The sequence below is a fragment of the Onishia taeanensis genome, from assembly GCF_013349955.1.
Taxonomy (GTDB): Bacteria; Pseudomonadota; Gammaproteobacteria; order Pseudomonadales; family Halomonadaceae; genus Onishia; species Onishia taeanensis_B.
In genome coordinates this window covers 26679-51578 of record NZ_JABVXC010000005.1, presented here as the reverse complement: position 1 = coordinate 51578, position 24900 = coordinate 26679, and the positions used below count along the sequence as shown (strand labels likewise).

Sequence of the window (24900 nt, the reverse complement as noted above, 5' to 3'; positions counted from 1 at the left end):
GTGCGGGTGGCCAGTTCCTGGCTGCCCTGCTCCATTTGCGTCGCGGCATCACGCACGTGATTGGTGCTGTTGCGCACTTCACGCAGGGTGTCCTGCATGCGCGAGACGAAGAGATTAAAGCCCTCGGCCAGTTGGCCGACCTCGTCGTGAGTCGAGACGTTCAGGCGCTGGGTCAGATCGCCCTTGCCGCTAGCGATGTTGCTCATCGTCTGGGCCGCAGAGCGGATCGGTAGCAAGGTGCGTTTGACCAGAAAGCTGGCCAATATCGCAACACCGATAAACAGAGCAAATGCCGTCAGCAGCGAATTGATGATCGAGTCGCGCAGGTTTTCGTTGGCCGTGGCACGGGCACCGGCCATGGCCTCTTCCACATCCACCGCATAGACGCCAGCGCCGAGCATCCAGCCCCATTTTTCCAATGGTTCCGCGTAGGAATATTTGGCTTCGTCCTTTCGCGTCTCAGGGTGCGGCCATGTGTACTGATAGAAGCCACCACCGTCTTGCGCGGTCTTGATCAGGCCACGAACCAAGTAGTCGCCGTTGGCATCCTGGAGTCCAATCAGGTTGGTGCCTTCCTTGTCGCGAGCATGCGGCAGCACCACGTTGGTGCCGTCGTACTCGTAGACAAAGATATAGTTTTCGCCATCGAAACGAATCGACCGCAGAATCTCCGCCGCCCGGGCTTTGGCATCGTCGTCGTTGGGGCCAGCGTCATCGTAGATGGGCGCAATGGCGCTCTTTGCGGCCAGTACCACATCCTTCACTGCCTGCTCGCGACTTGCCAGCAGCTCTTCACGCTGCTGTGCCAAGTTTTCGTGAGTATCCTCAATGCTCTGATAGGTCTTCATCCCCACCAGGATCAGGGTGATCAGCAGCATGGGAACAAGCACCAGCGTCATGGTTTTGGTCTTTAGGTTCCACCAGCTTAGTTTTGCTTTTTTTGTCGTCATAAATGCTTTGTCCATAGCGGTTTGCGAAACGCAACATGACTACCGCTATCGGCCTTCACGCCCAACGACTTGAGAACACATAGACCAAAGACGTAGCGAAAGGCCCTGCTTAGGTACGACCGCTCGCCAGATCGTTTGGAAGCGTTCTTGGCCCCGCCCTCTCTGGACTTGAAGTCTCCGGGAATGCCGAGACACTTCACTTGTGTACTAGCGTTGACATGGGCGATTTAAATAAAGTTGCGTTCGAAGCCTGACCATGTATAACGGCAAAACTTTTTTATGCCGAGTGCCGAGCAACATTATGGTCAGCAGCTTTTCCACTCCCCCTCATGAACAGCACGACCCTATATATGCTGGTCCACAGGGTGCATCGCGTGTGGACCACACCAATCGTCGACTCTGTATACAAGCATGGCTGCTGATTCTGCTTACCAGCAGTTTCCTGATCGGCGCCAGCAGCCTGCTGATCGGCACCAGCACCCCCGTGCTCGACCTTCAGGGCTTTATATCTCTGCCATCCAAATGGCGGTTGAGCCTGGACGGCGCCGTTGCCGTGATGCTCGTCAGCGCCGGCCTGCTGGCGCTGCTGGCCCACAAACCACGCTGGCGATGCCTGACTGGCGGCCTGATGATGGCATTGGCCAGCTACGGCCTTGCTCAGTCCCTGTTCACACCAACGACTGAAAGCGATTTAGCCGTGCTCACCGGCCATCCACGGTTGAGCCCATTACCCGCCTCATTGGTTTTGATCATGGGAGCCGGCTTCTTTTTGTCTCCGACAGCGGGGTTCTCCCGACTCATCTACCGGCTGATTGGCTGGCTGGCAACCGGCGTCGGGGCCTTCACACTGGTTTATCCCCTGACGTCCGATATGCCATCCACCTCGGTGGCAGGCCTGACATCAATGGGTAGCCTGCTGTGCCTGTTGCTGGGAGTTGGCTTGCTCATCATCTCGCGCATATGTGCTTATCCGGTGCTATCGCTACCGCGGCCGGCAATAGTGGCCTGTGGTTTTGGAGTCGCGATCAGCGTTCTCTTTTGGTTAGGGAGTAGCTGGGTCCAACAGAGCGAGCGCATCGACGCTGCTGACGAGCTGGTGAGTAACATCGCTTACGGCATGGAGCAGCGAATCGAGTTGCGCGTTGAGATGATTGAACGCCTCACCAAGCGTTGGCTAACGCTGAGAGAGCCTGTACGCGGCTCTGTCCGCAATATCCAACAGGTAGAAGTACGATCTTTTCTGGGGGATGAACCGAGCTTGCAGGCAATCGCGTACTTGGGGCCTGATGGGCAGCCGCGCTGGCAGAGAGGACGTAAGCCGGAGGATATACTGTGGCTGTCGGACCAACTGGCTGACACCGACGCGCTCGGCTGGCGACATCACCCAGACGGTATGAATCAGCGTATTCAGTGGCATTTCCCTGATCCTGAGCGCAGTAGCTACGGGGTTCTCGCGGTGACGCTAGACGACGATCAGCACACCACGCTGGCCGTATTCGACTTCACCAAGATCATCAGCTTGCTACGCTACCTGAATACGGGCGGCTTCACTATCACCTACAGCTCGGGAGACCAGGAGTGGGGCAGGCTATACGCCGAGGATTGGCACGAAGGGATGGCCCAACGTGTGTTTGCTTCCCACCAGGTGAGCTTGCCCGGGGGAGCGACGTACACCATTACCGCCAGGGATAGTCCTCTGTCGCTGGCCAGCTTACCCGGCGTCCTGCCTGTACTTTTTGGTCTGATTGGCCTGGGGTTCACATACTTCTTGATCATCAGTCGCGCCCTGGTTGCAATTCGCGATGCTCAGGCGACAGCCTTACAGCGCAGCGAACAGCGCTTTCGTTCGCTGTTCACCCAGCATCCCGATGCGGTTTTTTCCCACACGCGTGACGGCATCTACGACGGCCTGAACCCCGCTGCCGAAGCTGTCACCGGACTTACCGAGCGCGAACTGGTGGGGCAACACACCCGCTCGATCATCCGCGAGCCGGCATGCTCCCCGCAGGACATCCAGCGCACTGAGTCCGCTTTCCAGCGCGCGGCCAAAGGAACCCCCAACAGCTATAACATGCACATCACTCGCGCTGGGCGACCCGCTCAAGCCCTGGAAGTGACCTTGATACCCAGCATCGTCCAAGGTGAAGTCGATGGGATATTCGGCATCGTCAAGGACATCACCGCGCGGGTCATGGCCGAAGAGCGGCAGCATATTCTGGAGCGCAGCCTGGAGGCCAGCAGCAACGGGGCAGTGATCATTGATGTCCGCGAGGACGACCACCCCGTCATCTACGTGAACCCTGCGTTCACGCGCATCACCGGCTATGTGCAGCAGGAGGTCATCGGCCACCCCCTGGTGTTCCTCAAGGGCGATGAGACTGCTGCGCAAGACATTGAACAAATTCAGGCGGCGATCGAACACGGTAAAAGCCTATCGACCACCGTGCGCGCCTATCGACGCGATGGCACGGCCTTCTGGAACCAGCTGTTCCTGTCGCCGGTACGTGATGCCGAGCAACATGTCACCCACTTCGTGAGCATCATGAATGATATTTCCGAAAGCCGGGAACAGGAGAATCAGCTAGCGTATCAGGCCACGCATGACGTACTGACCGGTCTCGCCAACCGGGCCCTATTCACCGACCGCCTGGCCCATGATGTGGAATTGGCGACCCGTAAAGACCAGACACTGGCGGTGCTGTTCATCGACCTCGATGAATTCAAACCCATCAATGACACACTCGGCCACAAGGTGGGCGACCAGTTGCTGTGCAGCGTCGCGGACCGCCTGAAACAAGGCCTGCGGACCAGTGACACCCTGGCTCGCTTGGGGGGAGATGAGTTCGTGCTGTTGCTACCCGATCTGACACACCCCGAAGAAGCGGCAGATATTGCCGACCGCTTGCTAGAAGACCTCAACAGGCCTCACCGGGTCGGCGAACACGAGCTGCATGTCTCGGCAAGCATCGGTATTGCGATCAATTGCCAAGGACTCGATGAGCCCGAGCGGTTGCTTCAACACGCCGACATGGCGATGTATCAAGCCAAGCAGCAGGGCCGTAACGCCTACCAGCAGTATACGGAGGATCTCGATAGCAAGTTGAGCCAGCGCGTCACCCTGCGCAGTGAGCTGCAGGAAGCCATCGAGCATGGCCATCTTCGCCTGCACTATCAGCCCCTACTGAACCGTGAAGGCTGCGTCGACGGACTGGAAGCACTGGTCCGCTGGTATCACCCAACCAAGGGCTTCATCTCACCGGCGACCTTCATCCCCATCGCGGAAGAGACAGGCCAGATCATTCCGCTGAGCCGTTGGGTGATGCGCAAAGCGTGCCAGGATGCCCGTCGACTGGTGGATCAGGGGCTGCTCAGAGGCCGTATGGCGATCAATCTCTCACCGCTCCAGTTCCACCGACCCAACTTTCTCAGCACGCTACGCGATGTGCTGAGTGACACCGGCTTGCCGGTTAAACACCTGGAGTTGGAACTTACCGAAGGAATATTGATGCGGGATACGGATGGGGCGATCGATATCCTCCACGCGCTTAGCAGCATGGGAGTCAGCACCGCCATCGATGACTTCGGTACCGGCTTCTCCAGCCTGAGCTATTTACGGGATCTTCCCATCGACAAGATCAAGATCGATCGCAGTTTTGTTCAGGACGCGGCCAAGAGCGACAAGAACGCGGCCATCTGTCAGGGCGTCCTCACCCTCGCCCAGCAGCTAGAGCTCAAGGTCGTGGCCGAGGGTATCGAAACATTAGAGCAGCGGGAATATCTGCTATCGCTGGGCTGTGAGGTCTTCCAGGGCTACCTGTTTGCCAAGCCCATGCCACTGGATAGTCTGACCACATGGCTCACGCGCCAAATGCACGCGTCTTCGGACTCATGACGTAACATAATCCTGAAGACCGAGCGCGGAACTGCGGCTGCCGAGGTCGTAGGACTGCGCGGTTTCGCGCTTAATGGGTAGCATCGTGACATGGCGATGCTTCACGACAGTTACCGTCAAACTAACTCAAACTCTCACAGTGAGAATATCAGCCAAACACCGAGCATAAAAAAAAGGCGACCAATGCAGCGTCGCCGAGAAGTCAGGACGAAAAATCCAAGCAGCGCCTTGCCACGACGCGAGCTCCGGCTATCGCCGCCACGAGAATCGGGCGGCGAGCCATAAACCTTTAGCAATCGGGTAGCAGGCCGGACTACCGATACGGTTCGCAGCTGTGTGCTCTCGGACCACAGAGCCTATCGATACTCACCAAGACAGGCCATGGATTCCTCAAAAGGAATCCCACTCATCGACCTCTTGGCGAGATCCGGTTGGGTTCCTACGCTCTTGACCACTACTCGCTCCGCGCTCAGCGTTAGATGACTGCTGGCTGGTGCGAGACCTACGATCTTCCTGGTCGCCATAGCCAAGCTGCGTCTGGGCACCGCGACCCTGATCGCGACCCTGAGCAAGTGACTTGCGACTGGCCGGAAGAGCCGTTGAGGGCGTTGCCACGTCTTCGCGGAGCCGAAAGGTCGCCACCAGGTCAGCCAGGCGGGAGGCCTCGTCTTCCAGCGATGCCGATGCCGTGCTGGTCTGCTCAACCAGAGAGACGTTCTGCTGGGTCGCGCTGTCCATCTGACTGACCGCCGTCGAGACCTGGCTAATACCGCTCTCTTGCTCATGCACGGCACTCTGGATCTCCTGCATCATCGTCGTGACCTGCTGGATTGCTTGCACGGTGGCTTCCATGTCTTCCCGTGTCTGGCCCGACTGCTCGGCGCCATCAGCGATGTGCTGGGTGATCTCTTCGATGATGGTGCGAATCTCCTTGGAAGATTCGGCGGAGTTGGCTGCCAGCTTACGCACCTCACCGGCCACTACCGCGAAGCCGCGGCCATGTTCACCGGCCCTGGCGGCCTCGACGGATGCATTGAGTGCCAGGATGTTGGTCTGGAAAGCGATATTCTCGATGGTCCCGATGATATCCTGCACACGACGCGAGCTCTCCTCCATGGTCTGCATCAGCTGTGAGGTGCGGAGAACGGCTTCGCGGGAGTCCCTCGCTTTGCCGACCGTCTCATCGCTGAGCTGGTTGGCTTTAGTCGCGGACTCGCTGGTCTGACGCACCGTGGAGTTCATCTGCTCCATGCTGGAGGCCGTTTCCTGCAACGCCGACGCTTGTTCTTCGGTGCGACTGGCGAGGTCCTCACTACCCGCCGCGATTTCCCGGGAGCTATGGGCCACCTGGTCACCGCTTTGGCGAAGCATGCCGATGATCTCGATCAGGCGGACCTGCATATCATGCAGTGCCTGGTTCAGGGCACTGATCTCATTGCGCCCCTTCACCTCGATCTGGTTGGTGAGGTCACCCTTGGCAATTTGGGCACAAACCTTGCCGGCTTGCCGCAAGGGGGCCACCAAAAGCCTCTGCATGCCGACATAGGCCAAAAGAGTCAGCAGGGTTGCCACCAGCAAAAAGAACGCCGTCACAACGACGGCCTGCTGGACGCTACTGCTGGCCTCCGCCTTCATTTCACCGGCCCGCTCCTCTGCGTAACCCGCAAATGCGCGCACGCTGTCCGAGAAATCAGGCCCGAGGGTGGTAAGCCGTTGGCTTGCCCCTCGCACTGCGACGATATCGCCACTTTCAATGGCCTCGACCAGCTCCGGCGTCACCATCTTCTCGAAGTCTTCGATCACAGCCTCGAAGAAGGGATAACGACGCTGGGCGGTTGTAATATCGACACTGTGAAATTCTTCGAACCGACCTCTGGTACGCTCAAGGCTTTCTTGCATCTGAGCGAGTGCAGTAGCCGCCATCTCATCGTCGCCACGCTGCGAGAACTCCACATAACGCGCCATACGCAGCCGCATCTCCAAGAGATTCGACTCCATACGATTAGCGGTGTTGGCCTGATCGACGCTGGTTTCCGCCAGTTCGTTGATATCGCTTTCGAGGGCTAGCTGACCACGAATGGACAGAGTACCAATGATGGCGGCCATGCCCACCATGACCAGTAATAGCGTCGTCAGTAGCGTCTTTAGTGTTATTTTGCGCATCGTATGCCCTTTTTACACATGCTGGGTTCAAACGTTCGTTTCGCCGTTTCATATCGGCAAACGCCCACATGTCTTTAGTCCATTAGCGAATGAGAGCTCAAGGGGAGAGATCCCCCGCGGCGTCGTGCGCTGGGAATGAAAAAAACGGCATACGGCGGGATATCGAGCGGTTGGCTGAGAGGCTGAAAGATGAAATCGGGCGGCCCACCTCCTGATCTTCTGACTCGACCGGCAGCCATAGCCGCAGCTTAAACCCAAGGTCTAGAGTGCTGGGCATGAGAACGCCGTCACCGATGTTCAGGAAGCAAAGGATTGATCAATTCGGGGGGTGCTGAGGGCATCAAGACTCGGGGAGGGAACGAGTGAGTACTTGATGTTATGGTGCCGGCGGTCGGACTCGAACCGACACACTGTCTCCAGCGGCGGATTTTGAATCCGCTGCGTCTACCAATTCCGCCACGCCGGCAGCGGAGACGCATTATACGGCAGTTACCTCGCAGGTCAATCATAAACGCATCGCAAGCGACTGACTTCACTGGCGGGAACGGGTATCCTAGGCGCCTTGTCCGAATGGTCCTGTGCCATTCCTGCACCGCTTTTGTTAGCCCGAGTCGATATCTCCCATGCAGCGCGCCGATTTCCATTACGAGCTCCCCGACGAGCTGATCGCCCGTTACCCCTCCGAGCGTCGCAGTGACTGTCGCCTGTTGTGCGTCGATGGCACCTCGGGGGCGCTTGATCACCGTCGCTTCCCGGACTTGCTCGAAATCCTCGAGCCGGGTGATCTACTAGTGTTCAACGACACCCGGGTGATCCCGGCCCGCCTGCACGGCCAAAAGGCCAGCGGTGGCCGTGTCGAGATGCTGCTCGAACGTCCGCTGGATACCCATCGCGGCCTGGCACACATCCGCGCCAGCAAGTCGCCGAAGCCAGGCACCGAGCTGATCTTCGAGGGCGACGTGCGGGCGGTGGTGGAAGGCCGTCAGGATGCGCTGTTCGAGCTGCGCTTTCTCGGCGAAACGCCGCTGATCGCGCTGCTCGAGGCTCACGGCCACATGCCGCTGCCGCCCTACATCACCCGCGAGGACGAACTGGCCGACCGCGAGCGCTACCAGACCGTCTATGCGCGCCGCGATGGTGCGGTAGCCGCCCCCACCGCTGGCCTGCACTTCGATGAGCCAATGATGGCGGCGCTCGAAGAGAAAGGCATCGAGAGCGCCTTCGTCACCCTGCACGTGGGCGCCGGCACCTTCCAGCCGGTGCGTGCCGACGACATCCGCGACCACCATATGCACAGCGAGTGGATCGAGGTCGACGAGGCTGCCTGCGCCAAGGTTCGCGAGGCCAAGGCCCGCGGAAACCGGGTAGTGGCAGTGGGCACCACCGGCGTGCGCTGCCTGGAGTCGGCCTGCCTGAAGAGTGAAGACGGCGAGATCGCGCCCTACAGCGGCGAGACGGATATCTTCATCTACCCGGGCTATGAGTGGCGCTGCGTCGATGCGCTGGTCACCAACTTCCACCTGCCGGAGTCGACGCTGCTGATGCTGGTGTCCTCCTTCGCGGGCTTCGAGCCGGTGATGAACGCCTACCGGGCAGCGGTGGAGGAAGGCTACGCCTTCTTCAGCTATGGCGATGCCATGTTCCTGACCCGCGCCAGCTAGCGGTACCTAATAGCCGACATCCGGTAGCCGTATATCGAGTTTTCCAAGGCCCGCCGCGTCGGGCCACCCTTCTTTTGGCGCTCTCATTAGGAGTGCGGGCAACGTCTGTAGCCCGCGCCTTCTCGAGAGCCTTGATGCGAGACAGCCTCCATGCGTAACGAATGCTTCATGACTTTCGAACGCCTGGCCACCGATGGCCGGGCCCGTCGCGGTCGCCTTAGTTTCCCCCGTGGCACCGTGGAAACCCCGGCCTTCATGCCGGTAGGTACCTACGGCACCGTCAAGGGCATGACGCCCCAGTCGGTCGAAGAGATCGGCGCCGAGATCATCCTCGGCAACACCTTCCACCTGTGGCTGCGCCCGGGCGTTGATGTGATCGAGGAACACGGCGACCTGCATGACTTCGCCCACTGGAACAAGCCGATCCTCACCGACTCCGGCGGCTTTCAGGTCTTCTCGCTTGGCAAGACGCGCAAGATCACCGAGGAAGGGGTGCACTTCCGCTCGCCCGTCGACGGTTCCAAGGTCTTCATGGGGCCCGAGGAATCCATGGCCGTGCAACGCTCGCTGGGCTCGGACGTGGTGATGATCTTCGATGAGTGCACGCCCTACCCGGCCAGTCATGATGAAGCCAAGCGTTCGATGGAAATGTCGCTGCGCTGGGCCAAGCGCTCCCGCGATGCGCATGGCGACTCGCCTTCGGCGCTGTTCGGCATCATCCAGGGCGGCATGTACGCGGACCTGCGCCAGGCATCACTCGAGGGCCTGGATGAGATCGGCTTCGACGGCTATGCGATCGGCGGTCTGTCGGTCGGCGAGCCCAAGGAAGAGATGATCAAGGTGCTCGACTATCTGCCCGAGTGGATGCCGGACGACAAGCCTCGCTACCTGATGGGCGTGGGCAAGCCGGAAGACCTGGTCGAAGGCGTGCGTCGTGGCGTCGATATGTTCGACTGCGTGATGCCGACCCGTAACGGTCGCAACGGCCACCTCTTCACCTTCGAAGGCACGATCAAGATCCGTAACGCCCGGCATCGTCACGACACCTCGCCGCTGGAAGCCGACTGCGACTGCTACACCTGCCAGAACTTCTCGCGGGGCTACCTGCACCATCTGGATCGCTGCAGCGAGATGCTCGGCGCGATGCTCAACACCATCCACAATCTGCGCCACTACCAGCGCCTGATGGCCGGTTTGCGCGGTGCCATCGAAGCGGGTACATTGGCAAACTTTGTAGAAGCATACTATGGTCGTCGCGGAATGCCGGTTCCACCGCTGGAACCAACCCCAAAGTAATGGGGTCGCAAGTCCGTCTACACCGAATCTGACGACCGGGTGATGGCCTCATCATCCGGTTATTATTGACCCTAGAAACCCTCTTAGGAGAACTACCCTCATGCTGGACTTCTTCATCTCCCCGGCACACGCTGAAGGCGGCGCGGCCGCGGGCGGCGGTATTGCCCAAATTGTCATGCTGGGCGGCTTCGTGCTGATTTTCTACTTCCTGCTGTGGCGCCCCCAGGCCAAGCGGGCCAAGCAGCACAAGCAGCTGATCAGCGGCCTGTCCAAGGGCGACGAAGTGGTCATCGGCGGCGGCATGCTGGGCCGGATCACCAAGGTGACCGACGAGTTCATCTCCATGGAAATCGCCGAAGGCACCGAGATCAACGTGCAGAAGAACGCCGTTGCCTCTGTCCTGCCCAAGGGCACCATCAAGTCCATCTGATCTCGCACCCCGGCACCGCCGGCGGGCAGGCCCGCGCCCGCCCGCCGGCGGTGCGCTGGTGGCGACCCCCTCTATCGCTCCCGCGATGTCGCCATGTTAGCTACAAGGCAGGGCCTGCATGCTTAACCGTTACCCCTTGTGGAAGTATCTGCTGATACTTCTTGTCCTCGCCGTCGGCCTGGTCTATTCGCTGCCCAACCTCTTCCCCGCGGACCCCGCGGTGCAGATCAGTCCCGCCAGTGGCGGCGAAAACCTCAGCGAGTCTCAGCTGGAGCGGGTTCAGTCCGCCCTGGCCGATGCCGACATTCCCCTCAAGTCCACCGAACGCGACACCAATAGCGTCCTGCTGCGCCTCGATAGTGCATCCGATCAGATGCGCGCCCGTGGCGTGGTCGATGGTCTGCTTGACGACGACCATGTGGTTGCCGTCAACCTCGCCGAGTCGACACCATCCTGGCTCAAAGACTTGGCCGCCTCACCGATGACCCTGGGCCTGGACCTGCGCGGCGGCGTGCACTTCCTGCTCGAGGTCGACATGGACGCCGCCGTGACCCAGCGCCTCGAGGTCAACGCCAGCGCCATGCGCGAGACCCTGCGTGGCGAGCGCATCCGCTACCGCAACACCGAAATCGACGGCCGCACGGTGAGCATGGACTTCATGAACGCCGAGGATCGCGACGAAGCCAGAAACCTGATCAGCCGCGACTTCCCTGACTTTCAGTACGCGGACGCCGAAGCGGAGCGTGGCGCAACTCTGACCATGACGCTCAGCGATCAGGCGGTCGATGAAATCCAGGACTACGCGATCAACCAAAACCTGACCACCCTGCGCAACCGCGTCAACGAGTTGGGTGTAGCCGAGCCACTGGTGCAGCGCCAAGGCCCCAATCGCATCGTGGTCGAGCTGCCCGGTGTGCAGGACACTGCCGCCGCCAAGCGCGTGGTCGGTGCGACCGCCAACCTGGAATTCCGCCTCGAGGCTCGCCCGGACACCCCGGATCAGGAAACCGAGACCCTCGAGTTCCGCTCCAGCCCACGTACCGCCGAGCTGATGCGCGACGTCATCATCACCGGCGACAGCGTCTCGAGCGCCACCCGCAGCTTCGATGAGAACGGCCGCCCACAGGTCAACATCGATCTGGACGGCACCGGTGGCACCCTGATGAACCGGGCAACTCGCTCCAATATCGGGCGCAACATGGCCGTGGTATTCATCGAGCACAAGACCAACGACCGCACCGTCATGCAGGACGGCGAGCCGGTGGTAGTACGCGACCCCTATACCGAGCGCGGCATCATCAGTCTTGCCACCATCCAGAGCGCCCTGGGCAACAGCTTCCGTATCACCGGACTCGATTCGCCCACCGAAGCGGCCGAGCTGTCCCTGCTGCTGCGTTCAGGCTCGCTGGCCGCCCCGATCTACTTTGTGCAGGAACGCACCATCGGCCCAAGCCTCGGCCAGGACAACATCGACCGCGGCATCCTCTCGGTGCAGATCGGCCTGCTGTTGGTGGTGGCCTTCATGCTGCTGCGCTACAAGGCCTTCGGCGTGATCGCCAACGTGGCACTGGGCATCAATCTGGTGCTGGTGATCGCCGCCATGTCGATGCTCGGCGCTACCCTGACGCTGCCCGGCATCGCCGGCATCGTGCTGACACTGGGCATGGCCGTGGACGCCAACGTGCTGATATTCGAGCGCATACGCGAGGAGTTGCGAACCGGGCTCTCGGTACAGCAGGCGATCCACGCCGGCTATGAGCGTGCCTTCACCTCAATCGTCGACGCCAACCTGACCACCCTGCTGGTGGCGCTGATTCTGTTCTCGATCGGCACCGGCCCGGTCAAAGGCTTCGCCGTAACCCTGTCGCTGGGCATCCTGACCTCGATGTTCACCGCCCTGATGGTGACCCGCGCCATGGTCAATCTGACCGTCGGCGGCAAGCCACTCAAGAAACTCTGGATATGAGGAGCCTAGCGATGCGACAGTTCGATTTCATGGGCAAGCGCCGCCTGGCCTTCACGACCTCGGCGGTGCTGCTGCTGATCGCCCTGGTGTCTCTGGCGGTGCAGCAGCTGAGCCTGGGCCTCGACTTCACTGGCGGCACGCTGGTTGAAGTCAGCTATCACGCAGCGCCGTCGCTCGATACCGTGCGCCAGACCCTGGAGGCCGCTGGCTTTCAGGATATCTCGGTGCAGACCTTCGGCACTGCCGACGAGATCCTGATCCGCCTGCAGCAGGCCTTCGACCCCGATGTCGGCCAGCAGGTCACCGACCTGCTGCGCGCCAGCGGCGATCAGGTCACCCTGGTGCGGGCCGAATTCGTCGGCGCCCAGGTCGGCGAGCAGCTGCGCGACCAGAGCGGCCTTGGCATGTTGGTAGCGCTGGGCATGGTGATGCTCTACGTGGCCTTCCGCTTCCAGTACAAGTTCGCCGTCGGCGCACTGCTGGCGCTGGTTCACGACGTGATTCTGGTGCTTGGCGCCTTCTCGCTGTTCCGGATCGAGTTCGACCTGACGGTACTGGCGGCCGTGCTGGCGGTGATCGGCTACTCGCTGAACGACACCATCATCGTCTACGACCGGATCCGCGAGAACATCCGCCTTTCGCGTATCGATGACATGTCGGCCATCTTCAACGACGCCATCAATCAGACCCTGAGCCGTACCCTGGCAACATCGGGCACTACGATACTGGTGTTGCTGGCATTGCTGATACTGGGCGGCGACATGATCCATAACTTCGCCGTGGCGCTGCTGATCGGTGTCGGCGTCGGCACCTTCTCGTCGATCTACGTGGCCTCGGCGCTGCTGCTGCCGCTCAAGCTGCAGCGCACCGACCTGATTCCGGCGCCGAAGGAAAACGAGGACGCCGAGGAACTGCCCTGATCGGCAGCCGACTCTGACGCTCTGCCGTCGTGTCCCTGACCGACGCTCACGCCCCCGCTCATCGAGCGGGGGCGTTTTTATTGGATGCCCCCTCCTACGAGGCCCCGTTCCATAAGCCCCGCTCCGAAAGCTCCGCTCTAACATCGGGCACAAAAAAAACCCCGCACGCCTTGGCGTGCGGGGTTTCGTCTTTCGCGATCAGATCAACGTGATCGCGGTTCACTCAAGGTCGAGCCAGCGTCAGACCATATGCGGCTTGAGCTGCTGCATCATCGTCTTGTAGAGACGCGGACCGGCGGCCATCAACTGGCCTTCGATTTCGACGCTGGGGCCACCGTCGGGGGTGCCCATCAGCGCGCCGGCTTCCTTGAGCAGTAGCGAGCCGACCAACTTGTCCTGCTCCTCGAGGCCAAGCACGAAGGCCGCATCGCAGCGGCCGCTGGCCAGTTCGGCCAGGTCGAGCAGGCCGCTGCCGGTGGCAATCTGCGTTTCGATCTGTGGGCCGAGCTGCTGCACCAGGGTCAGGTAAGTCGGCAGGTGGCGCGGGCGCAGCCACATCTCAGGCAATCCCATTGCCAGGCGTGAACCGGCAATGGCAGTGGTCTTCGGCACGCGAATGCGCTTGCCGTTACGCTGGGCGCCGCGACCGCGGCTGGCCAGAAATTCGGTATCGGCGAACGGGCAGATCACAACGGCGTGCTCCGGGCGGCCCTTGACCAGGCACACCAGCGACAGGGCAAACCCGCTGCCGGCCACGCTCAGGTTGGAATAGCCGTGGAAGGGTTCGATCTTCCAGTGATGATCGGCGCCTTCACCCTGACCTTCACGGTAGGGAATATAGCGACCGGAGACGCCGTGCTCGGGATAACCGCGGGAGAGCTGGTTGGCCACCAGCGTCTCGACATTGCGGCCAGCGTCTTCGAGCAGGCGGTCGAGGTTGTGTTCTTCATGAGAGTTTTCAATGCGCTCACGAATGCGCACGAACTGTTCGGCGGCACTACGCATGGCGCGCAGACCGAATTGGACCATCGGATGCATGATCGGGCCTTCGAGGAGTCGGGTACTGTTAAAGAACGGTGACGCAAATCGGGGCGCATCCTAGCAGATTCGCCGCCCCTTCGCCATCGACAGCACAAGCCAAGGGCCACAAGCGATGGCTGGTGCATGCTAGACTGTCCCGCCCATCGACACTCAAGACAGGCCCTGGCCCCCATGCTCGAGCGCATTCGCATCGTCCTCATCGGCACCAGCCATCCCGGTAATATCGGCGCCACCGCCCGCGCCATGCACAACATGGGCCTCGCCGACCTGGCCCTGGTCGCACCGCGTAGCGAGTCGCGTTCGGCGGAGGCTATCTCGCGGGCCTCGGGGGCCGACAAGATCCTCCATCACGCCCCCGTGTATGACGATCTGGAAAGCGCCGTGGCCGACTGCCGGCTGGTGGTCGGCGCCAGTGCCCGCTCGCGAACCCTGCCCTGGCCGATGATCACACCGCGCGCGCTGGGCGAGCGCCTGCCGGCGGAGCTTGCCGATGCCGAGGCCCGTGTCGCACTGGTATTCGGCCGCGAGGATACCGGCCTGACCAACGCCGAGCTGCAGCGCTGCCATGCCCACGTGCACATCCCGACCAACCCGGACTACAGCTCGCTGAACCTGGCCGCCGCCGTCCAGGTACTGGCCTACGAGTGCCGCCTGGCCTGGCTGGATCACCAACCGGCCCACTCGGCGCCGGAAGCCAGCACCGAGCCGGCAACGCAGCGCGACGCCGAGGCCGACCAGGTGGCGGCGAGCGCCGAGCACGAGGCGGTGTTCGGCATCACCTGGGACCACCCACCGGCCAGCCACGCGGATCTGGAGCGCTACTTCGCGCATCTGGAGCGCACGCTGATCACCCTCAAGTTCCATGACCCGGACAAGCCCCGCCAGTTGATGGCCCGGCTACGCCGCCTATACCTGCGCGCGCGTCCCGATCAGATGGAGGTCAACATCCTGCGCGGCATTCTCAGCGCCACCGAGAAGCACACCGCGCGCAACGATCAAGCGTGACCCCAAAGCGCCTGCATGCGCCGACCAGAGAAGGCGCCTTGCAGCGAACATCCGACGCCCCAATAATCAAAGTCCGCTCGGCCCTACTGCGCGCCGACTCTCGTTCAAAGGATTTGCCGCATGTTTCGTCGTCTGCGAGAAGATATCAACAGCGTGTTCGCCCGAGACCCGGCGGCGCGCAACTTCCTGGAAGTGCTGACCAACTACCCAGGCCTGCATGCTCTGCTGGCGCATCGCCTGAGCCACTGGCTGTGGCAGAAGAACTGCAAATGGCTGGCGCGCACTCTGTCGCAGCTATTTCGCGTGCTGACCGGCATCGAAATCCACCCCGGAGCCACCATCGGCCGGCGCTTCTTCATCGACCATGGCATGGGCGTGGTGATCGGTGAAACCACCGAGGTGGGCGACGATGTGACCCTCTACCAGGGCGTCACCCTGGGCGGTACTAGCTGGCACAAGGGCAAGCGCCACCCGACCCTGGAAAACGGCGTCATCGTCGGCGCCGGCGCCAAGATCCTCGGCCCCTTCACGGTGGGCGCGGGGGCTAAGATCGGCTCCAATGCGGTGATCACCAAGGCGGTGCCGAGCGGCGCTACCGTAGTCGGCATTCCCGGCAAGATCGTCAAGCGCGAGGAGCCTGACGTCGAGGACGTCCTCGACGTCGACCCGGCTCGCCGCGAAGCGATGCGCCAGAAGTTCGGCTTCGATGCCTACGGCGTCAGCCAGGACATGCCCGACCCGGTGGCACGCTCGATGCAGGCAATGCTCGACCATATGCATGCCGTCGATGGCCGCATCGAGCTGATGTGCGAAACCCTGCGTCGGCTCGACCACAGCTATCGGGCAGGCCAGCTGCCGGAGCTGCGTGACGAGGATTTCGAAGGCGTGCTCGCCGACGTCGACAGCTGCTGCCCGCCGCTCGACGACGATCAGGACAAGGGGAGTACGAACACCGCCCGGGAAGCGCCCCGCAAGCAAAGTGGCGGAAGCGCCTGAGCCCTTGAGCGAGCCTTAGCGCCGAACGACGCCTACTGAGCCACGGGCCAAATTGTTGACCAAGATACTCGGGTTTCTCATAATGGGCGCCTAGCGATCATCCTGCGACCCGCCGCGTGCGGGTCGGCCCTCGACCCTATGTTCGACCTTATGCGTGCGACTCTGCTATGCGCTTGACCACCAAAGGACGTTACGCCGTCACCGCGATGCTCGACCTGGCAATGAATGGCGCTGCCACGCCGACGAGCCTGGCCGACATTTCCAAGCGTCAAGAGATCTCGCTGTCTTATCTCGAGCAGCTGTTTTCGCGGCTGCGTCGCGCCGGCCTGGTCAAGAGCGTGCGCGGCCCCGGCGGCGGCTACCTGCTGGCCGGTAACCCGGTGGATATCTCGGTTGCTCGGGTCATCGACGCGGTCAACGAGTCGGTGGATGCCACCCGCTGCCAGGGGTTGTCCGACTGCCAGCAGGGCGACACCTGCCTGACTCACTACCTGTGGTGCGATCTTTCCAAGGAGATCCACGGCTTTCTCGACGGCATCAGCCTCGGCGAACTGGTCAAGCGCCATGAGGTCAAGGATATCGCCAAGCGCCAGCGGCTGCGCGCCGACGAAGACACCATCGCCGTGTCGTCGTCGACCGCGCCCTGACTCCGTTACTTCACTTTCGCCCGGATCATCATGAGCGCTCCCGTCTATCTCGATTATGCTGCCACCACGCCCGTCGACCCACGCGTCGCCGAGGTGATGGCGCGTCACCTGACCATGGATGGCACCTACGCCAACCCGGCGTCGCGCAGCCATATCGCTGGCTGGCTGGCCGAACAGGCCGTCGAGGGCGCCCGCCGCCAGGTCGCTGACCTGATCGGCGCCGACCCCCGGGAGATCGTCTGGACCAGCGGCGCCACCGAAGCCGACAACCTGGCGCTGACCGGCTTCATGCGGGCCAATCGCGCCCGGGGGCGTCACCTGGTGACCTCGATCATCGAGCACAAGGCCATCGTCGATACCGCCATGGCACTCGAAACGGAAGGCTTCGAGGTAACCTGGCTGACGCCCGGCGCCGACGGCCGGATCACCCCTGACCAGCTCGCCGATGCCATGCGCGACGACACTTCACTGGTGTCCCTGATGGCGGTCAACAACGAGCTTGGCACCATCAATGAGTTAAGCGCCCTGTCAGAGGTCGTGCATGCTCGCGGTGCGACCTTCCACGTCGATGCCGCCCAGGCCCCGGGCAAGCTGCCGCTCGATGTCGCCGGCATGGGCATCGACCTGCTATCACTGTCGGCCCACAAGGCCTATGGTCCCAAGGGCATCGGCGCGCTCTATGTGAAGCGCGACCCGGATCTGCGCATCGAGGCACTGATTCACGGCGGCGGCCATGAGCGCGGCATGCGCTCGGGCACCCTGCCGACCCACCAGATCGTCGGCATGGGCGAGGCCTTTGCTCAGGCGGCCAGCGAAGGCGAGGCCGACCGCGCCCACGCAAATGCCCTGCAGCAGCGCTTCCTCGACGGCCTCGAGGGGCTCGAGGGCCTGCACCGCAACACGGACACCCGAGTATCCGTGCCGCACATCATCAACCTGGCCTTCAGCGGCCTGGACGGCGAATCACTGCTGATGGCACTGCGTGGCCTCGCTATTTCCACCGGTTCGGCCTGCAACTCGGCAAGCGTCGAGCCGTCCTATGTACTGAAGGGCATCGGCGTACCCCGGGCCCAGGCCCTGGCCTCGCTGCGCTTCAGCGTCGGCCGTTTCACCACCGAGGCCGACATCGACACCGCCATCGCCGAACTTCGGCATGCCGTGCCGGCGCTGCGTCGCTGAGCGCATCGCTTACACTCTCGCATCACTTATACTCTGGGGCAGCTCCCACGTACCCGACACCTTCAAGGAGGCTCGCACCATGGCCCATCTATCGATCACTCCCGCCGCCGCCAGCCAAATCCGCCAGGTGCTCGACGAGCGCGGCCATGGCCTTGGCCTGCGCGTTTCGGTCAAACCTAGCGGCTGTTCCGGCTACAGCTATGTGCTGGACTTCGCCGATGAGACCGGCGGCGACGACGTCACCTTCGAGGAGCACGGCGTGGCCGTGTATGTCGCCCCCGAAGCACTGGACATGCTCGACGGCAGCGAAGTCGACTACGTCTCGGAAGGCCTCAACCGCTTCTTCCGCTTCAATAATCCCAACGTCAAAGATCAGTGCGGCTGCGGCGAAAGCTTCACCGTCTGAACCGCGACTCCCATCGGGCCTCTCGACCATCGCGACCTCAAGCGTGATGGTCGGCCTGGGTGTGTTGGTCAAAGATTGTCCCCCGCGGACTTCCGGCGTTATAATCCGCGCCTCATCAGCCGCCGAGCGCGGCGGATCCACGATTTTCGACGCGCCGCCCGTGGCATGCACCTCTTGTGTCTCGCTTCGGGCGGCGCGACGTCCTATGAAGTTCCTGACGCTTCCAACCCCCTACGGAGACCTGTCCAATGGCTACCGAACGCACGCTGTCCATCATCAAGCCTGATGCCGTTTCAAAGAACGTGATCGGCGAGATCTACACTCGCTTCGAAAAGGCCGGCCTCAAGATCGTCGCTGCCAAGATGATCCACCTCTCTCAGGAGAAGGCCGAAGGCTTCTACGCCGAGCACAAGGAACGCCCCTTCTTCGGCGCCCTGACCGGCTTCATGACCTCCGGCCCGGTGATGGTTCAGGTGCTGGAAGGCGAGAACGCCATCGCCGTCAACCGTGACCTGATGGGCGCCACCAACCCGAAGGAAGCCGAAGCCGGCACCATCCGCGCCGACTTCGCCGAATCCATCGATGCCAACGCCGCTCACGGCTCCGACTCCGTTGAGTCCGCCGAGCGTGAAGTGGCTTACTTCTTCGGCGCCGACGAGATCTGCCCGCGCGGCTGATAGCGTCTCCACGCGGGGGGCTCGGCCTCCCGCGTACCGCCCACCGACCCCGCGATGCCGACCATGACCGCCACGACCGACACCCCGTCCCGCACCAACCTGCTCGGCCTGTCCCGAGAGCAGATGGAATCCTTCTTCCTGTCCATCGGCGAGAAGAAGTTCCGCGCTGCCCAGCTGATGAAGTGGATTCATCAGGAAGGCTGTGACGACTTTGCCGCCATGACCAACCTGTCCAAGGCACTGCGCGAACGCCTGGCCGAGGTGGCCGAGATTCGCGGCCCCGGCGTGGTCTATGAAGGCACCTCCAGCGACGGGACCCGCAAGTGGGTACTCGAGGTCGAGGATGGCAGCTATGTAGAAACCGTGCTGATCCCGGCCGAGAACGGCAAGCGCCGCACCCTGTGCGTGTCCTCCCAGGTGGGCTGTTCACTGGACTGCAGCTTCTGCTCCACCGGCAAGCAGGGCTTCCAGCGCAACCTCACCGCCGCCGAGATCATCGGACAGGTATGGGTCGCTCAGCGCAGCGTAGGCCCGCGTCGCGACACCGCCAATCGTCCGGTCACCAACGTGGTGATGATGGGCATGGGCGAGCCGCTGATGAACTACGATGCCGTCGTGCCGGCCATGAAGCTGATGCTCGACGACAACGGCTATGGCCTGTCCAAGCGCCGTGTCACCCTGTCGACCTCCGGCGTCGTGCCCAAGCTCGACCAGCTCGGCGACGAACTCGACGTCAGCCTCGCCATCTCACTGCATGCCGCCACCGACGAGCTGCGCAGTGAACTGGTGCCGCTCAACCGCAAATACAACATTCGTTCCCTGCTCGATGCCTGCCAGCGTTACCTGGCCAAGTGCGACGACACTCGCATCGTTACCATCGAGTACACCCTGATCAAGGACGTCAACGACCAGAAGGAACATGCCGAGCAGCTTGCCGCCCTTCTCGAGGAGTTGCCGTGCAAGATCAACCTGATTCCGTTCAACCCTTTCCCGCATTCGGGCTACGAGAAGCCGTCACGCAACCAGACGATGCGCTTCCAGCAGTGGCTATACGAGCTGGGTTACACTGCCCCGGTACGCAGTACTCGTGGCGATGACATCGATGCGGCCTGCGGCCAGTTGGTCGGCCGGGTCAAGGACCGCACCAAGCGCCACGAGCGCTATATCCAGTCTATCCAGCTCGACGCCGACTGACGGCCCGGGGTGCGCTTGACTTCAACCAGGCAGAACGCTTTGATGGGCAAGCCTTATCGGTCATGTCTACACCTCAGGTGCCGTGGCCGACTGTCACCCGGATCGCTTCCATCATGCCGCAAGAGATGTCCATGACCCGTCGTCATCGTCGACCGGCTTTTGCCGGACGAGGCGCCCTGATCACCACCCTGCTCTGCATGGTGTGGCTCGGCGGCTGCGCCGCCCCTGGGTCACAGCCGCGTGATCAGGAGGGCTCCGCCGAGGCCTATACCCGCCTCGGCACTGCCTATCTCGAGCGCAACAACCTGCCGCGCGCCACCCGTGCCCTCAACCACGCACTCAAGGCCGACCCCAACGACCCCGAAGCGCTGCAGGCCATGGCCATTATTTTCCAGCGCCAGGGCGAGGCTAGCCTGGCTAGTGACTACTTTCGACGGGCGCTGGACGCCGCTCCCGATTCGACCCGGGCACGCAACAACTTCGCCGCCTTCCTGTATGCTGAGGGGCGAATCCGCGAAGCCTGCGATCAGCTGGCCATTGCCAGCGAAGACACACAATACGCCAATCGCGCCCAGCTTTTTGCCAACCTGGGCCAATGCCAGCGCGAACTTGGAAATCCGGTACGCGCGCGGGAGGCCTTGGAGCGCGCCAAGGTCATCAATCCGCGCATGGCCCGAAGTTACCTGCTACTGGCACAGCTTGACTACGCGCAGGGGGACCAAGCCCGTGCCTGGGACAACATCCAGGCGCACATGCGCCTGACAGGCATCAACCCGGAGAACCTGACGCTGGCGCGCGACATCGCGCTGGCCAGGGGCGACACCGAGCAGGCCGAATTCTATGCCCGCCAGCTCGCGTCACAAGGTTCACCGGATGGGTCCCGTGGCACGCCCTGACAACTGATTTTTGATCAAGGATGCTCAGTCATGAGCGACATGCACGACAACGACACCGTCGATATGGCCCGCCAGGCATCCCCCGGTGACATGCTACGTCGAGAGCGCGACAACCAGGGGCTTTCCGTGGAAGAGGTCGCCACCTCCCTGAACTTGCGTCCCGCCGTCGTCTACGGCCTGGAAAAAGACGACTACGAGCAGGTGCCGGTGGCGGCCTACCGACGTGGCTATCTGCGTGCCTATGCCCGTTTGCTGGGCATCGACGAGAAGGGTGTCCTGGACGCCTATCGTGATGTCAACGGTCCTACTGAAACCGAGCGACGTGTGACGCCGGTCAAGGTTGCCAAACCGCCCTCGCGGATTGGCGCCTGGCTGGTGAAGCTAGTCACCTTGGTCGTGATCCTGGGCCTTGCCGGCCTGACGCTGCTGTGGTGGCAGAGCCGCGAAAGCACCGGTCTGCCGGGCCTTGGCGACAACGAACCAGTGGCCGTGGATACCTTGGATGGTACCCCTGTGACCGAAGAACCCGCTGAGGTCGATGCCAACGGCGCAGATACGACCGCCGTGAACTCGGCCGGCAGCGACACCGCCGTCGAGACCGCCATCGACGAGGAAATGCCGCCGCTGCCCGCCGAGGACAGCGAGATGGGCCTGACCGACGGCGCTAGCACCTCCGGTACCGGCCAGCCATCGGCCACCACCTCTGACGATCAGACCAATCCCAGCGATGCCGAACAGGCCGACGTCGCCTCAAACACCTCTGAGAACGCCGCCGAGAACGTCGACAACGCTGCTGCTTCGACAGAAGCGAACAACACGCCTGACACCGCCGGCACCGACGTGCTCGAGCTGAGCTTCAACGAGCAGTCCTGGACCGAGATTTTCGATGCCAACGACGACCGTATCTTCGTTGGCCTGCAATCGGCCGGCAGCAGCGCCCGTGCCGAAGGCGAGCCGCCTTTCCGCCTGACCATCGGCAATGCCAGCGGCGTCGAGCTGCGCTATCAGGGCGAGATCGTCGACCTGGACGAGTATGCCGGCAGCAACAACGTCGCCCGCTTCAGCCTAGGAGAATGATTCCGCATGCACGCGCAGTCTCCCATCGTTAGACGCCGCTCACGCCAGATTCATGTCGGCAACGTGCCCGTGGGCGGCGATGCGCCGATTTCGGTGCAGAGCATGACCAACACCGACACCCTGGATGTGGCCGCCACCGTTGGTCAGATTCGTCAGCTAGAGGCCGCCGGCGCCGATATCGTGCGCGTCAGCGTGCCCGACATGGACGCCGCCGAGGCCTTCGGGCGCATCAAGCGCGAAGTGAACGTCCCGCTGGTCGCGGATATCCACTTCGACTATAAGATCGCCCTGCGCGTCGCCGAACTCGGCGTCGACTGCCTGCGTATCAACCCCGGCAACATCGGCCGCGAGGACCGGGTACGGGCCGTGGTCAGCGCCGCCCGCGACAACGGCATCCCGATCCGCATCGGCGTTAACGCAGGCTCCCTGGAAAAGGATCTGCAGAAGAAGTACGGCGAGCCCACACCGGCGGCGCTGGTCGAGTCGGCGATGCGCCACATCGACCACCTCGATCGCCTCGATTTCCAGGAGTTCAAGGTCAGCGTCAAGGCATCCGATGTGTTCATGGCGGTGGCCGCCTATCGGGACCTGGCGAACCGCATCGAGCAGCCGCTGCATCTCGGCATCACCGAGGCCGGCGGCCTGCGTTCGGGCACGGTGAAATCCTCGATCGGCCTGGGCATGCTGTTGATGGATGGCATCGGCGACACCATTCGCGTGTCGCTGGCTGCCGACCCGGTCGAGGAGATCAAGGTCGGCTTCGACATGCTCAAGAGCCTCAAGCTGCGCGCCAAGGGCATCAACTTCATCGCCTGCCCCAGCTGCTCGCGGCAGAACTTCGACGTCATCGGCACCATGAACGCCCTTGAGGAGCGCCTCGAGGACGTCATGACCCCACTGGATGTCTCGGTGATCGGCTGCGTGGTCAACGGCCCCGGTGAGGCCAAGGAAACCGATGTCGGTCTGACAGGCGGCTCGCCAGCCAACCTCGTCTACCTCGACGGCAAGCCGGCCAGCAAGCTTCGCAACGATCACCTGATCGACGACCTCGAAGCGCTGATCCGTGAACGGGTCCGCCTCAAGGAACAGGCCGAGCAGGACGTCATCGCCCGGGACGCCTGATCCCGACGACCCCCTCAAGGAGCAAGCATTGAGTAAGAAGATCCAGGCCATCCGTGGCATGAACGACCTGCTGCCGGACCAGTCACCCCTTTGGCAGTACTTCGAGGGTCAGGTTCGCGCGCTGATGGGCCGCTACGGCTATGACGAGATCCGCACTCCGGTGGTCGAACAGACCGCGCTGTTCAAACGCTCGATCGGCGAAGTCACCGACATCGTCGAGAAGGAGATGTACACCTTCGAGGATCGCAACGGCGACAGCCTGACGCTGCGTCCCGAAGGCACGGCAAGCTGCGTGCGCGCGGCCATGCAACAGGGCCTTTTACACAACCAGACCCAGCGGTTGTGGTACCAGGGCCCGATGTTCCGTCACGAGCGTCCCCAGAAGGGCCGCTACCGGCAGTTCCACCAGGTCGGCATCGAGACCTACGGCCTGGAAGGCCCGGACATCGACGCCGAGGTCATCCTGCTCTCGGCGCGGCTGTGGAAGCAGCTCGGCCTCGACAAGCACGTCACCCTGGAGCTGAACTCGCTGGGCTCCATCGATGCCCGCGCCGCCTACCGCGATCTGCTGGTGGCCTACTTCGAGCAGCATCTCGACGCGCTCGACGAGGATTCCCAGCGCCGCCTGGCCAGCAACCCGATGCGCATCCTGGATTCCAAGAACCCGGCGATGGCCGATGTCATCGAGGGCGCGCCCAAGCTGATGGATCACCTCGACGAGGAATCCCGCCGGCACTTCGAAGAGCTGACCGCGATCCTCGATGCGGCCGGTATCGATTACGTGATCAACCCGCGCCTGGTGCGCGGCCTCGACTACTATTCGCGCACCGTCTTCGAATGGACCACCACCGCGCTGGGTAGCCAGGGCACGGTCTGTGCCGGCGGCCGCTACGATGGCCTGGTCGAACAGCTCGGTGGCAAGCCGACCCCGGCGGTCGGCTTCGCCATGGGCGTCGAGCGGTTGATCCTGCTGCTCGAGACCCTCGAACTGGTACCCGACGAGGCCCGCCCGCCGCTGGACGCCTACGTGCTCGGCATGGACGCCGCGGCCACCCGCAGCGCTCTGCTACTCGGCGAGCAGCTACGTGGCGCGCTACCTGAGCTGCGTGCCCAGGTCCACTGCGGCGGCGGCAGCTTCAAGAGCCAGATCAAGAAGGCCGACAAGAGCGGCGCCAGACTGGCGCTGTTGATCGGCGAAGAAGAACTCGCCGAAAATGTCGTGACCGTCAAATTCCTGCGCGAGGATCGCGAGCAGCAACGCCTGTCCCGCGACACGCTCGCCGAGGTCCTGCCGGCGCTGGTCGACCGGCCGCTGGGCCACGCCTAACATCCATGATGCCCGCCCCCGCACCGGCTACCGGCGCGGGGGTCACTGACGCAAG

Annotated in this window: 20 protein-coding genes and 1 tRNA gene; 17 read left to right on the top strand and 4 right to left on the bottom strand. The window is 62.5% G+C overall.

The annotated features are described in order from the left end of the window. Positions 1–899 (bottom strand): cache domain-containing protein (locus HUS66_RS08090; RefSeq protein ID WP_175070409.1); only part of this gene is annotated, 899 nt, incomplete at its 3' end. A gap of 307 nt (positions 900–1206) precedes the next feature. On the opposite strand from HUS66_RS08090, the gene HUS66_RS08085 reads away from it, so the two are divergent. Then, on the top strand, positions 1207–4842 hold the full coding sequence (locus tag HUS66_RS08085) for a putative bifunctional diguanylate cyclase/phosphodiesterase (protein WP_175070408.1): 3636 nt from the start codon (positions 1207–1209) through the stop codon (positions 4840–4842). A gap of 390 nt (positions 4843–5232) precedes the next feature. On the opposite strand, the gene HUS66_RS08080 is transcribed toward HUS66_RS08085, so the two are convergent. Both HUS66_RS08080 and HUS66_RS08075 read right to left on the bottom strand, forming a co-directional pair. After that, positions 5233–7005, bottom strand: a complete 1773-nt coding sequence (locus HUS66_RS08080; RefSeq protein WP_175070407.1) for a methyl-accepting chemotaxis protein — start codon at positions 7003–7005, stop codon at positions 5233–5235. 379 nt (positions 7006–7384) lie between these two features. After that, positions 7385–7471, bottom strand: a tRNA-Leu gene (locus HUS66_RS08075). Between the two features lie 157 nt (positions 7472–7628). Between HUS66_RS08075 and queA the strand changes: the two genes are divergently transcribed. The 5 genes from queA to secF all read left to right on the top strand — a co-directional run bounded on the left by queA (position 7629) and on the right by secF (position 13278). After that, on the top strand, positions 7629–8666 hold the full coding sequence (queA, locus tag HUS66_RS08070) for a tRNA preQ1(34) S-adenosylmethionine ribosyltransferase-isomerase QueA (protein ID WP_175070406.1): 1038 nt from the start codon (positions 7629–7631) through the stop codon (positions 8664–8666). A 168-nt stretch (positions 8667–8834) separates the two neighbouring features. After that, positions 8835–9962 (top strand): tRNA guanosine(34) transglycosylase Tgt, encoded by a 1128-nt coding sequence (tgt, locus tag HUS66_RS08065; protein WP_217487960.1) that lies wholly within the window; start codon positions 8835–8837, stop codon positions 9960–9962. Between the two features lie 100 nt (positions 9963–10062). Next, on the top strand, positions 10063–10392 hold the full coding sequence (gene yajC / locus HUS66_RS08060; RefSeq protein WP_175070404.1) for a preprotein translocase subunit YajC: 330 nt from the start codon (positions 10063–10065) through the stop codon (positions 10390–10392). Positions 10393–10510: 118 nt separating this feature from the next. Next, complete coding sequence (gene secD, locus HUS66_RS08055; protein ID WP_175070403.1) at positions 10511–12358, top strand: protein translocase subunit SecD; 1848 nt, start codon at positions 10511–10513, stop codon at positions 12356–12358. Positions 12359–12369: 11 nt separating this feature from the next. Next, positions 12370–13278: a protein translocase subunit SecF gene (secF, locus tag HUS66_RS08050; protein WP_425340078.1), complete on the top strand. Its 909-nt coding sequence runs from the start codon at positions 12370–12372 to the stop codon at positions 13276–13278. 240 nt (positions 13279–13518) lie between these two features. Here secF and HUS66_RS08045 read toward each other — a convergent pair whose 3' ends face one another. After that, complete coding sequence (locus HUS66_RS08045; protein WP_175070401.1) at positions 13519–14316, bottom strand: inositol monophosphatase family protein; 798 nt, start codon at positions 14314–14316, stop codon at positions 13519–13521. Between the two features lie 174 nt (positions 14317–14490). Here HUS66_RS08045 and HUS66_RS08040 point away from each other — a divergent pair, with 174 nt between their 5' ends. The 11 genes from HUS66_RS08040 (at position 14491) to hisS (ending at position 24845) form a co-directional block, all read left to right on the top strand. Then, positions 14491–15324, top strand: a complete 834-nt coding sequence (locus HUS66_RS08040) for an RNA methyltransferase (protein WP_175070400.1) — start codon at positions 14491–14493, stop codon at positions 15322–15324. A 120-nt stretch (positions 15325–15444) separates the two neighbouring features. Then, on the top strand, positions 15445–16320 hold the full coding sequence (gene cysE / locus HUS66_RS08035; RefSeq protein WP_175070399.1) for a serine O-acetyltransferase: 876 nt from the start codon (positions 15445–15447) through the stop codon (positions 16318–16320). 167 nt (positions 16321–16487) lie between these two features. Next, positions 16488–16967: a Fe-S cluster assembly transcription factor gene (locus HUS66_RS08030; protein WP_175070398.1), complete on the top strand. Its 480-nt coding sequence runs from the start codon at positions 16488–16490 to the stop codon at positions 16965–16967. 30 nt (positions 16968–16997) lie between these two features. Further along, a complete protein-coding gene (locus HUS66_RS08025) occupies positions 16998–18146 on the top strand; it encodes an aminotransferase class V-fold PLP-dependent enzyme (RefSeq protein ID WP_175070397.1) in 1149 nt (382 codons plus the stop codon). 79 nt (positions 18147–18225) lie between these two features. Next, a complete protein-coding gene (locus tag HUS66_RS08020) occupies positions 18226–18552 on the top strand; it encodes a HesB/IscA family protein (RefSeq protein WP_092525818.1) in 327 nt (108 codons plus the stop codon). A gap of 248 nt (positions 18553–18800) precedes the next feature. Beyond that, the gene (gene ndk / locus HUS66_RS08015) at positions 18801–19229 is read left to right on the top strand and encodes a nucleoside-diphosphate kinase (RefSeq protein WP_112055115.1); all 429 of its coding nucleotides are present in this window, start codon (positions 18801–18803) and stop codon (positions 19227–19229) included. 63 nt (positions 19230–19292) lie between these two features. Then, positions 19293–20423 carry a 23S rRNA (adenine(2503)-C(2))-methyltransferase RlmN gene (gene rlmN, locus HUS66_RS08010; RefSeq protein WP_175070396.1) on the top strand — a complete coding sequence of 377 codons (1131 nt, stop codon included), beginning with the start codon at positions 19293–19295 and terminating at the stop codon, positions 20421–20423. Between the two features lie 131 nt (positions 20424–20554). Then, positions 20555–21319, top strand: a complete 765-nt coding sequence (gene pilW, locus HUS66_RS08005) for a type IV pilus biogenesis/stability protein PilW (RefSeq protein ID WP_175070395.1) — start codon at positions 20555–20557, stop codon at positions 21317–21319. 30 nt (positions 21320–21349) lie between these two features. Next, positions 21350–22396 carry a RodZ domain-containing protein gene (locus HUS66_RS08000; protein WP_175070394.1) on the top strand — a complete coding sequence of 349 codons (1047 nt, stop codon included), beginning with the start codon at positions 21350–21352 and terminating at the stop codon, positions 22394–22396. Positions 22397–22402: 6 nt separating this feature from the next. Next, positions 22403–23518: a flavodoxin-dependent (E)-4-hydroxy-3-methylbut-2-enyl-diphosphate synthase gene (gene ispG, locus HUS66_RS07995; protein WP_175070393.1), complete on the top strand. Its 1116-nt coding sequence runs from the start codon at positions 22403–22405 to the stop codon at positions 23516–23518. A 28-nt stretch (positions 23519–23546) separates the two neighbouring features. Beyond that, positions 23547–24845 carry a histidine--tRNA ligase gene (gene hisS / locus HUS66_RS07990; protein WP_175070392.1) on the top strand — a complete coding sequence of 433 codons (1299 nt, stop codon included), beginning with the start codon at positions 23547–23549 and terminating at the stop codon, positions 24843–24845. Positions 24846–24900 lie beyond the last annotated feature (55 nt).